The following is a 10,667-nucleotide window of genomic DNA, read 5'->3' as shown; positions in this document are numbered from 1 at the left end:
TTTGTGGAGCCGTCCTTGAAATACCACCCTTGTAGTGTTGATGTTCTAACGTTGGCCCCTAATCGGGGTTACGGACAGTGCCTGGTGGGTAGTTTGACTGGGGCGGTCTCCTCCCAAAGAGTAACGGAGGAGCACGAAGGTTGGCTAAGTACGGTCGGACATCGTACGGTTAGTGTAATGGTAGAAGCCAGCTTAACTGCGAGACAGACACGTCGAGCAGGTACGAAAGTAGGTCATAGTGATCCGGTGGTTCTGAATGGAAGGGCCATCGCTCAACGGATAAAAGGTACTCCGGGGATAACAGGCTGATACCGCCCAAGAGTTCATATCGACGGCGGTGTTTGGCACCTCGATGTCGGCTCATCACATCCTGGGGCTGAAGTCGGTCCCAAGGGTATGGCTGTTCGCCATTTAAAGTGGTACGCGAGCTGGGTTTAGAACGTCGTGAGACAGTTCGGTCCCTATCTGCCGTGGGCGTTTGAGAATTGAGAGGGGTTGCTCCTAGTACGAGAGGACCGGAGTGAACGAACCGCTGGTGTTCGGGTTGTCATGCCAATGGCACTGCCCGGTAGCTACGTTCGGAACTGATAAGCGCTGAAAGCATCTAAGCGCGAAGCAGGCCTCGAGATGAGTTCTCACTAGACTTTTAAAGTCTCTGAAGGGCCGTTGAAGACTACAACGTTGATAGGCAGGGTGTGGAAGTGGTGCGAGCCATTAAGCTAACCTGTACTAATTACCCGTGAGGCTTAACCATACAACGCCAAACGCGTTTTATGACAGCGTAACAGACAGAAGTTAAGACACTAAAGTAGACATTTACTTAATATCAGAATTCCAGATTTATGTAGGGTGAACCGCAGCACTTAATGCGAAATCAGTTCACCTTGCGCAAAGGACTCGTAAGCGCTACGCGCTTTGTCGAGAATCCTTTCCACGCCTTTTGCTTGGTGACAATAGCGTTTTGGACCCACCTGACCCCATGCCGAACTCAGTAGTGAAACGAAACAGCGCCGATGATAGTGTGGCATTTGCCATGTGAAAGTAGGACATCGCCAGGCTCCAAATTAAAGAAAGCCCGATTCGAAAGAATCGGGCTTTTTTGCGTTTAAGCTATCCACATCAGGTGCCCTGTTCAACCTACGTCAGGCTTTAAACGTTACTCTCGCTACTCGTTAACTAACTCATCACTTACTCATCTCCCGTTCATTAAATTAACTTTGCTTTGTTTATGGCTTTGATTTAGGATCAAACCAGTTTAAAAGCAAGAATTAATGGCCTGTGTCTAGATTACTTATTTGTTTATTATTATTTTTTTCTAGTGTTTCAACTTTTGCAGTTGAGGTGACTAATCTATACCAAGATACTCTGAAAGTTGCTGATAAATCGCGAGATGCTCGATTATCTGCTAGTCGTGAAGCACTTCTTAATGTATTGGTTAAAGTGACGGGTGATACATCAGCAGATCAAAATCCTGTTGCCAAAGAGCGTACCCGCGATATTTCAGACTATATGCTTAAGTTTGAATATGATGAAAAGCCAGATGGTACTTTGAACTTGGTTGTTAAGTTTGAAGCTAATAAAATTAATGCACTAATAAAGGATTTAAATCTGCCTTTATGGGGAACACGACGCCCGCTAGTAGCTATCTGGTTAGCTATAGAAGATAATTGGCGACGTGAGCTCGTTACGCAAGAAAGTTACCCACAACTTGAGCAATTAATCTATGATAAGGCAGACAGACGTGGCTTGCCTGTGGTTGTGCCATTACTTGATTTGCAAGATCGTTCTATTGTTGGCATACCCGAAGTATGGGGAAATTTTTCTGAACCAGTAGAGCAAGCATCAAGTCGTTACAGTGCAGAGCGTAGTATCACAGCTCGAATGTATCAGCAGCAAGATTCTGAAACTTGGGTGCTTGATTGGCGTTTTACAAATGCAGAATTATTTGAAACAAATCGATTAGTTGGTGATAAGCAACAAATTGTTGCAGATATGGTCGATAATTTAGCGGGCGGTTTGGCACAAGAGTATGCTATTGACCCTACCATGATTGGCCAGCTTGCAACTGCAACATTTTACCTAAAAGGTATTGATAACTTTGTAGATATTGAACTTGCAAAACGCCGTTTAGAAAGTTTAAGTGTTGTAACTCGAGCTGAAATCACTATCCGAAAACCTGATACTGTACAGTTTACTGTAAATCATACTGGCAGTATGAATGATTTCAGAAAAGCTCTCGAGTTAGACAGTGCCTTTAAAGCTTATCAAGATCCTCGTGATTTTTATCAGGTGGTAACAGGTGATGAGTTAGAATATCAGTGGCAAGGGCTTTAAAACACGTGCAAGAACCTATGCAAATGGCATTACCGGTTACATTACCCGATGATGAAACATTTACATCTTACTTTGGTGGTGAGAACTCACTTGAAGTGAGTCATCTTAAAGATGCGTTCACAAAGCTCAATAATAAGTTTCAATATACCTACCTATGCGGCCTAGGTGATTCTGGTAAATCCCATCTCTTATACGCGACTTGTATTCACGCTCAAGAGCATGGTTTATCAACGATGTTACTATCGATGCGTGAGGTGATTGATTTTGGCCCTGTGGTACTCGAAGGCCTCGAAAACCTTGACGTTTTATGTATCGATGACGTGCACTTAGTGGCAGGGAATGATGCATGGGAGAAGGGGCTATTTAACTTTTTTAATCGCTTTAACGAGCCTGGTAAATATCTTGTTGTAACAGCCGATCTATTGCCTGATATGTTGCATATAAACTTACCAGACTTAGTATCTCGACTAAAATGGGGTACCACATTACAAATTCGCTCAATGAGTGATGATGATAAAGCAGAGGCACTTGTACGCCGCGCTCACATGCGTGGCCTTGAACTGACCGATGAATGCGCGCGCTTTTTATTAACGCGATTAAGCCGTGATATGCGCGCTTTACTCGATGTTTTAGACAAACTCGACCATGCCTCGATGGCCGCACAAAGAAAATTAACAATTCCCTTTATAAAATCAACGTTAAAGCTTTAGTAGGGCTAGAATCTAGTCCTTGCTTTCAGTTATCATTAGCTATTACAAAATCCTTCTGTGAAAGACCAGGTACTCAATGAACTTAGAAAATATTTTAGCGCAAGCACTTGAGGCAGTTGCCAGTGCGAATGAAATCGCGCAGTTAGAAGATATCAGGGTTAATTACCTTGGTAAAAAAGGTGAAATCACCAACTTACTTAAAACGCTAGGCAAGATTGCCCCTGAAGAGCGTAAAGAAGCGGGTCAAGTGATTAACCAAGCAAAACAAGAAGTACAAACAGCCATTAACGAAAAGCGTGAGTTACTAGCAAGTAAGGCTCTTGAAGAGAAACTAGCTGCAGAAACGATCGACGTAACTTTACCGGGTCGTGTTATGCCAACAGGTGGCTTACACCCAGTAACTCGTACAATTGAACGTATTGAAAGCTTTTTTGGTGAGTTAGGTTTTGCGGTTAAATCAGGCCCAGAAGTTGAGGATGATTTTCATAACTTCGATGCGCTAAATATTCCTGAGCACCATCCTGCGCGTGCTGATCACGATACTTTCTATTTCAACCCTAAGCTTGTGCTTCGTACACAAACCAGTGGTGTACAAATCCGTACTATGGAAACTGAGCAGCCACCATTGCGCATCATTTCTCCAGGTCGTGTTTATCGTAACGATTATGACCAAACTCACACGCCAATGTTCCACCAAGTGGAAGGCTTAATGGTTGATACAGATGTAAGCTTCACTGAGTTAAAAGGTATTTTGCACGATTTCTTACGTAACTTCTTTGAAGAAGATATGGAAATCCGTTTCCGTCCTTCATATTTCCCGTTTACTGAGCCATCAGCTGAGGTTGATGTTATGGGTAAAAACGGCAAGTGGTTAGAGGTATTAGGCTGTGGCATGGTTCACCCTAACGTTCTTAAATCAGTGGGTATTGATCCAGAAAAATACACAGGCTTCGCATTTGGTATGGGTGTTGAGCGCTTGACTATGTTGCGTTACGGCGTAAACGACTTACGTGCATTTTTCGAAAACGATTTAAAATTCCTAAACCAGTTCCGTTAAGAGTGAAGATATAAAATGAAATTTAGTGAAAAGTGGTTAAGAGAGTGGGTTAACCCAGCAATCGACACACAGGCTCTTTCGGAACAGTTATCAATGGCTGGTCTTGAAGTTGACGGTGTTGAGCCTGCAGCAGCAGAGTTTACAGGCGTTGTAGTTGGTGAAGTGGTTGAGTGTGGTCAACACCCTGATGCTGATAAATTACGTGTAACTAAAGTAAACGTAGGTGGTGATGAGCTACTTGATATCGTTTGTGGTGCACCTAATTGTCGTCAAGGTTTAAAAGTAGCTGTTGCGACAGTTGGCGCTGTATTACCGGGTGACTTCAAAATCAAAAAAGCCAAGCTTCGTGGGCAACCATCTCACGGTATGCTGTGCGCATTCGTTGAGTTAGGTATCAGCGAAGAAGGTGATGGCATCATGGAACTACCAAGTGATGCACCAATCGGCACTGACTTACGCGAGTACTTAAGCCTAGACGACAACATTATTGATGTTGACCTAACACCAAACCGTGGTGACTGTTTAGGTATTAAAGGTCTAGCGCGCGAGGTAGGTGTACTGAACAGTATTGATGTTAACAATCTTGAGATTGCCCCTGTTGCGGCGACGATTGAAGATAAAGTATCCATTGAACTTGTTAATGATGATGCCTGTCCTCGTTATCTAGGTCGTGTAATCAAAGGTATTAACCTTGATGCAGAAACACCGCTTTGGATGGTAGAAAAACTTCGTCGCAGTGGAATTCGTTCAATTGACCCAGTAGTTGATGTTACAAACTACGTGTTATTAGAGCTTGGTCACCCAATGCACGCATTTGATTTAAATGCGATTGAAGGTGGTATTAAAGTTCGCAGCGCTAATGCTGGCGAAGAAATCGTTCTTCTTGATGGCAATACGGCGAAACTAAACGAATCTACACTTGTTATTGCTGATCACAATAAAGCACTTGCTATTGCGGGTATTTTTGGTGGTGAAAAGTCAGGTGTGACTGAGTCAACGTCAGATATTTTATTAGAAAGTGCCTTCTTTAACCCGGTAGCGATTGCTGGTCAAGCACGTAGCTACGGCTTGCACACGGATGCATCACACCGCTACGAGCGTGGTGTAGATTTTGCGCTACAAAAAGATGCGATGGAACGTGCTACAGCATTACTTCTAGAGATTGTTGGCGGTGAAGCAGGCCCTGTTGTTGAAGCAGTAGCAACTGATAAATTACCAAAAGTGACAGAAGTACGTTTACGTCGTGAACGTTTAGACCGTGTAATTGGTCATCATATTGATGATGCAAAAGTCACTGACATCCTAACGCGCTTGGGTCTAGATGTGAAAATTGTTGATGGTGTATGGAGCGCTGACGTACCTAGCTATCGTTTTGATATTCGTATCGAAGAAGACTTAATTGAAGAAGTTGCACGTGTTTACGGCTATAACAGCATTCCAAACGTTGCACCAACAGCTAAATTAAAAATGACTAACCATGACGAGTCACATGTTGCGGTAACTAAATTCCGCAATACGCTTGTAACACGTGGTTACCAAGAAGCAATTACCTACAGCTTCGTTGATCCAAAAGCACAAGCAATTTTACATCCACAAAGTGATGCGCTTGTATTACCTCACCCAATTTCAGTTGAAATGTCAGCAATGCGTGTGAGCTTAATGCCGGGTCTATTAGCATCGTTAGTGTACAACCAAAACCGTCAACAACCACGTGTACGTTTATTTGAGCATGGCTTAAAATTCTTACGTGACGAGAATGCTGAAAACGGCGTAAACCAAATTGCTGTCATTGGTGGTGTAATCTCTGGACTTGCACACGGCGAACATTGGGTTCAAGAAAAGCGTAGCGTTGATTTTTATGACTTAAAAGGCGATGTTGAAGCACTTTTAGCAATTAGCAACGATATTGCACGCTTTGAGATAAAAGCAGAGCAGTCTGATGGCTTACACCCAGGTCAATCAGCAGTTATTTATGTTGATGGTAAAAAAGTAGGGTTTTTTGGTGCTGTGCACCCACAAGTGCAAAAGTTACTAGATATCAATAACACAGCCTTTGTATTTGAAATCGAAATGTCAGCCCTTGAAAAAAGAAAATTACCAGAAGCGGTAACGGTCTCGAAATTCCCGTCAAACCGCCGTGATATCGCGATTTTAGTGAAAGATCACGTAAAATCTGGTGATATTTTAAATGTAATAGAAAAAGTTGGCGGAAATCAATTGGTTGACCTAAACTTATTCGATGTGTATAAGGGCAAAGGTATTGAGCCAAATTATAAGAGTTTGGCGATTGCTCTAACACTGCAAGCGGTTGATAGAACGCTCGAAGAGAAAGATATCAATCAAGTAGTTGATAATGTGGTGGCCGCATTGGCCGAACAATTTAACGCATCGTTGAGGGACTAGATATGGCGCTTACTAAAGCCGACATAGCTGAACACCTATTTGAAAAACTCGGGATCAATAAAAAAGATGCCAAAGATTTAGTTGAAGCGTTTTTTGAAGAAATCCGCTCAGCGCTAGAAAAAGGCGAGCAAGTAAAGCTCTCTGGATTTGGTAACTTTGATCTTCGAGATAAGAAAGAACGTCCAGGTCGCAATCCGAAAACAGGTGAAGACATCCCTATTTCGGCACGCCGAGTAGTGACTTTTAGACCAGGTCAAAAGCTAAAAACTCGTGTAGAAGTTGGCACAAGCAAAGCAAAATAAGAAAAGGCAGCGTTAGCTGCCTTTTTTATTTGTCTAAGCACTGCACTAGCGAATTTATTAAAACCCGCGTGGTGATACGAAGCTACCCGCTTGGATGCTATCGTAGGTTTTTTGCGCTAAATCATCTAAGCTGTCCAGGCTTTTACCTGCGGCAGCGAGTTGATGCTCGATAGGTAAAATATCGACATCTTCATACCCAGATAATTGTGCTACACGTGCAAAGGTGTAGGCATGCTTATACTTTTCATGTTTGTAGAATAAGCTTACAAGTGTAGGGTAGATCTCAGGGTTGGGTGTTTCACCTGCTTTATTCAGTTCTAGCGTTTTGTAAAGCAAGTCAATGGTTTTTTCATCATCAAACTTAACGTAGTAGCTTGCTAAGAAAAACTGCATTTCTGCATCTTCAGTTACGCGCTTATCTTGTTTTTCTTCAAGGGTGAGAAGTTTCGTTAACGCTGATTGGTCGTTATTACGTGACCAATGGTAATACAACAAACCTGGATGATTTGTGTTTTTTGTATCTTGGAAGATACGTGTCATCTCTTTAATACTGGTTAAATGACCTTCAACACGAGAAGTGGTTTTTTCTTTTAGTTTTATATGCTCAATTTTGGCAGCGAGCGATACACACTGATCGTATTTCTCGAAATCTTTTAATAACTGGTATTTGTTTTCGTCTGTTGGTGACTTATATTCAACATATCGCTGAATGATGACCTCGGCACGTTGCTCTTTACAGTGACTGTCTTTATTTAAATCACTGCAAAAGCCAGGAGTCTCTTCGCATACCTTTGCCAGTGTAAGCGGATCTTCACATCCCGTTAACGCCAATAAACCAAGCAACACGCTTGCTCTTAATAACATTCCTTAACCTCGACTTAATAATTACGACTTTATTCTAGCGCAATGAATTGTTCTGTAACAGTGGAGAATCATTTGAGTTTAAATTAGAATAGCCGTGCCTAAGATGTGTTGCTCTCAAATCACAACACATTTTCAAAGGCTATCCGTTCAAAATTGTTTAATTAGGTAAAAAAAATGACCTCATCTCACGAGTTAGAATACACAAGCAGCTGGCAAGAACGTCAAGATTACGCAGAAAGTATGCAACCAATCATTGGTAGACTTTACCGTAATCGTGGTATCGAAATCGCTGTATATGGCCGTCCTCTCGTTAATGCCAGTACAATCGATATCATCAAAGCGCACAAAACAGTTGCTCAGTTTGAAGGTACAAAACTACGTTTACGTGAAAGCTTCCCTTTCTTAGAAGCAATTAGCAAAATGGATTTAAATTCTGCACGTATCGATATTGGTAAACTAGCGTATGGTTATTTGTTTAACGATGCTGCAAAAGGTCGTTCAGTTGAAGAGTACTTAACTGACGAACTTGCAGAAATCGCAAACTCAGAGCGTAAAGAACCACGTGATGTTGTGTTGTACGGTTTTGGTCGTATTGGTCGTTTATTAGCGCGTCTATTAATCGAAAAGTCAGGTCCTTATGCAGACCTACGTTTACGTGCAATCGTTGTGCGTGGCGGTAAAGACGGCGACCTAGAAAAGCGTGCAAGCTTACTTCGTCGTGACTCTATCCACGGTCCATTCAATGGCTCAATCACAATTGATAAAGAGCGTAATGCAATTAAAGCTAACGGTAGCTACATTCAAGTTATCTACGCTAACTCACCAAGCGAAGTTGATTACACAGCTTACGGCATCGAGAATGCACTTGTTGTTGATAACACAGGTATCTGGAAAGACGAAGCAGGCCTTGGTCAGCACTTAGAAGCAAAAGGCGCAGCAAAAGTATTATTAACTGCACCAGCTAAAGGCAACATCAAGAACATCGTTTACGGTGTAAACAACCAAGATATCAAACCTGAAGATAAAATTGTCTGTGCAGCAAGCTGTACAACCAATGCTATTACCCCAACGTTAAAAGCGCTTAACGATAAGTTCGGTATCAAGAATGGTCACGTTGAAACTGTTCACTCGTATACCAATGACCAAAACTTAATTGATAACTACCACAAAGCTGAGCGCCGTGGTCGTGCTGCTGCACTTAACATGGTTATCACGTCTACGGGTGCTGCAAAAGCGGTTTCTAAAGCTTTACCTGAGCTTGAAGGTAAACTTACAGGTAACGCTATCCGTGTTCCTACACCAAACGTATCAATGGCAATCTTGAACTTAAACCTTGAAAAAGGCACTACAGTCGAAGAGCTAAATGCGTTCTTACGTGAAACAGCACTTTACTCAGACCTTCGTGACCAAATCGATTACACAGCGTCTACAGAAATCGTATCTACTGACTTAGTGGGTAGCCGTTACGCTGGTGTTGTTGACTCACAAGCGACTATCGTAGATGACAACCGTGTTGTTCTTTATGTTTGGTACGATAATGAGTTTGGTTATAGCTGTCAGGTAGTACGTTGTATGCGTGATATGGCTGAAGTAACTTTCCCAAGTTTACCTCGCTAATACCTAAGCTATAAAGAATCTAGAAGCCAGCATTATGCTGGCTTTTTTTAGTCGTGAAAGTTTTTGCAAATTTTCAGCATGTGGTAGGCTGTTAAGGGTCTACACCATATTACTAACGAAACGTTCTAACGATAGGGCGTTGACTTAATTCTTAACTTACAAACGAATAGCTAAGAATTATTTTTAACCAATAGGTTTATAGAATGAAAATCACCAGCAATTTTGATAGTGGTAATATCAAGGTTATTGAAGCCGTTGATCCACTGAATATTCAATTAGAAATTAATAAAGACAATCAGTCTGATTTTTTCCAGTGGTTTCACTTTCGTCTTGAAACAACCGCGTTTCAAAACCATAAATTACACATTAATAACCTAGAAAACTCAGCGTATCCTGATGGCTGGGATGGTTATCATGCGGTTGCATCATACGATCGTCAAACTTGGTTCCGTGTTCCATCTGAATATGCAAACGGTACATTATCATTTGAAGTTGAGCCTGAGTGCAGCAGCATGTATTTTGCTTATTTCGCACCATATAGCTATGACCGTCACCTTGATTTATTAGCATGGGCACAAAGCCAGCATGCGTGTGAACTAGAAACTTTAGGTGAAACACTTGATGGTCGTGACATGAGTGTATTACGTGTCGGTATTCCTAGCAGTGAAAAGAAAAAAATCTGGATCACCGCACGTCAGCACCCAGGTGAAACAATGGCTGAGTGGTATGTTGAAGGTTTACTTCATAAATTACTTGATGACGAAGACCCACATGCAGCGGCACTATTATCTAAAGCAGTATTCTATATTGTGCCAAACATGAACCCTGATGGCAGTGTGCGCGGTCACTTACGTACTAACGCTAAAGGCGTTAACTTGAACCGTGAATGGCAAACACCAAGCATGGAAAATAGCCCTGAAGTATTTTTAGTGCTTAACAAAATGCGTGAAACGGGCCTTGATATGCACTTAGATATTCATGGCGACGAAGCGATTCCTTATAACTTTGTTGCGGGTAGCGAAGGTATTCCGGGTTACGATGATCGTTTAAAAGAGTTAGAAGATAGCTTTAAAGCTGCGCTTTTAACTGTAACGCCTGAGTTCCAAGACGAACACGGTTATCCAAAAGATGAGCCAGGTCAGGCTAACCTAACGGTAGGTTCTTCAGCTGTAGCGCATGAGTTTAATGCATTAGCGTATACGGTAGAAATGCCATTTAAAGATAACGATGATTTACCAGACCCTGATTACGGCTGGTCTGACCGTCGTTCATATCAGTTTGGTCAAGATACGTTAGCGGCTATTGTTAACGTTGTTGATAAATTAAGATAACAACATTAAGCAAATTTTGCGGGTATCAATCAGATTGATGCCCGTTTTT

Annotated in this window: 8 protein-coding genes and 2 rRNA genes; 9 read left to right on the top strand and 1 reads right to left on the bottom strand. The window is 42.0% G+C overall.

Features of this window, described 5'->3' with window-relative positions; translation table 11 throughout:
- From L1264_RS07325 to ihfA, 7 genes are all read left to right on the top strand, one after another.
- Positions 1 to 754 (top strand): 23S ribosomal RNA (locus L1264_RS07325); the annotation flags it as partial.
- Between the two features lie 189 nt (positions 755 to 943).
- Positions 944 to 1,058, top strand: a 5S ribosomal RNA gene (rrf, locus tag L1264_RS07320).
- Positions 1,059 to 1,278: 220 nt separating this feature from the next.
- Positions 1,279 to 2,334 carry a DUF2066 domain-containing protein gene (locus tag L1264_RS07315; RefSeq protein WP_199526217.1) on the top strand — a complete coding sequence of 352 codons (1,056 nt, stop codon included), beginning with the start codon at positions 1,279 to 1,281 and terminating at the stop codon, positions 2,332 to 2,334.
- 17 nt (positions 2,335 to 2,351) lie between these two features.
- Positions 2,352 to 3,044, top strand: coding sequence for a DnaA regulatory inactivator Hda (hda, locus tag L1264_RS07310; protein ID WP_213018564.1), 693 nt, complete (start codon positions 2,352 to 2,354; stop codon positions 3,042 to 3,044).
- Positions 3,045 to 3,120: 76 nt separating this feature from the next.
- The gene (gene pheS, locus L1264_RS07305) at positions 3,121 to 4,101 is read left to right on the top strand and encodes a phenylalanine--tRNA ligase subunit alpha (RefSeq protein ID WP_062568835.1); all 981 of its coding nucleotides are present in this window, start codon (positions 3,121 to 3,123) and stop codon (positions 4,099 to 4,101) included.
- A 15-nt stretch (positions 4,102 to 4,116) separates the two neighbouring features.
- Complete coding sequence (gene pheT, locus L1264_RS07300) at positions 4,117 to 6,504, top strand: phenylalanine--tRNA ligase subunit beta (RefSeq protein ID WP_235403846.1); 2,388 nt, start codon at positions 4,117 to 4,119, stop codon at positions 6,502 to 6,504.
- A gap of 2 nt (positions 6,505 to 6,506) precedes the next feature.
- The gene (gene ihfA / locus L1264_RS07295) at positions 6,507 to 6,806 is read left to right on the top strand and encodes an integration host factor subunit alpha (protein WP_002960690.1); all 300 of its coding nucleotides are present in this window, start codon (positions 6,507 to 6,509) and stop codon (positions 6,804 to 6,806) included.
- Positions 6,807 to 6,863: 57 nt separating this feature from the next.
- Here the strand turns inward: ihfA and L1264_RS07290 are convergent, their stop codons facing one another.
- Positions 6,864 to 7,670 carry a DUF2989 domain-containing protein gene (locus tag L1264_RS07290; protein WP_199526215.1) on the bottom strand — a complete coding sequence of 269 codons (807 nt, stop codon included), beginning with the start codon at positions 7,668 to 7,670 and terminating at the stop codon, positions 6,864 to 6,866.
- A gap of 174 nt (positions 7,671 to 7,844) precedes the next feature.
- On the opposite strand from L1264_RS07290, the gene L1264_RS07285 reads away from it, so the two are divergent.
- Complete coding sequence (locus L1264_RS07285; RefSeq protein ID WP_135925281.1) at positions 7,845 to 9,287, top strand: glyceraldehyde-3-phosphate dehydrogenase; 1,443 nt, start codon at positions 7,845 to 7,847, stop codon at positions 9,285 to 9,287.
- A 203-nt stretch (positions 9,288 to 9,490) separates the two neighbouring features.
- Positions 9,491 to 10,618: a M14 family metallopeptidase gene (locus L1264_RS07280; protein WP_135925279.1), complete on the top strand. Its 1,128-nt coding sequence runs from the start codon at positions 9,491 to 9,493 to the stop codon at positions 10,616 to 10,618.
- Positions 10,619 to 10,667: the final 49 nt, after the last annotated feature.

Origin of the sequence: Pseudoalteromonas sp. APAL1, from assembly GCF_021532475.1 — a bacterium.
Lineage (GTDB): Bacteria > Pseudomonadota > Gammaproteobacteria > Enterobacterales > Alteromonadaceae > Pseudoalteromonas > Pseudoalteromonas lipolytica_C.
The sequence above is the reverse complement of the archived record's forward strand: the minus strand, read 5'-3'. Positions and strand labels throughout refer to the sequence as shown.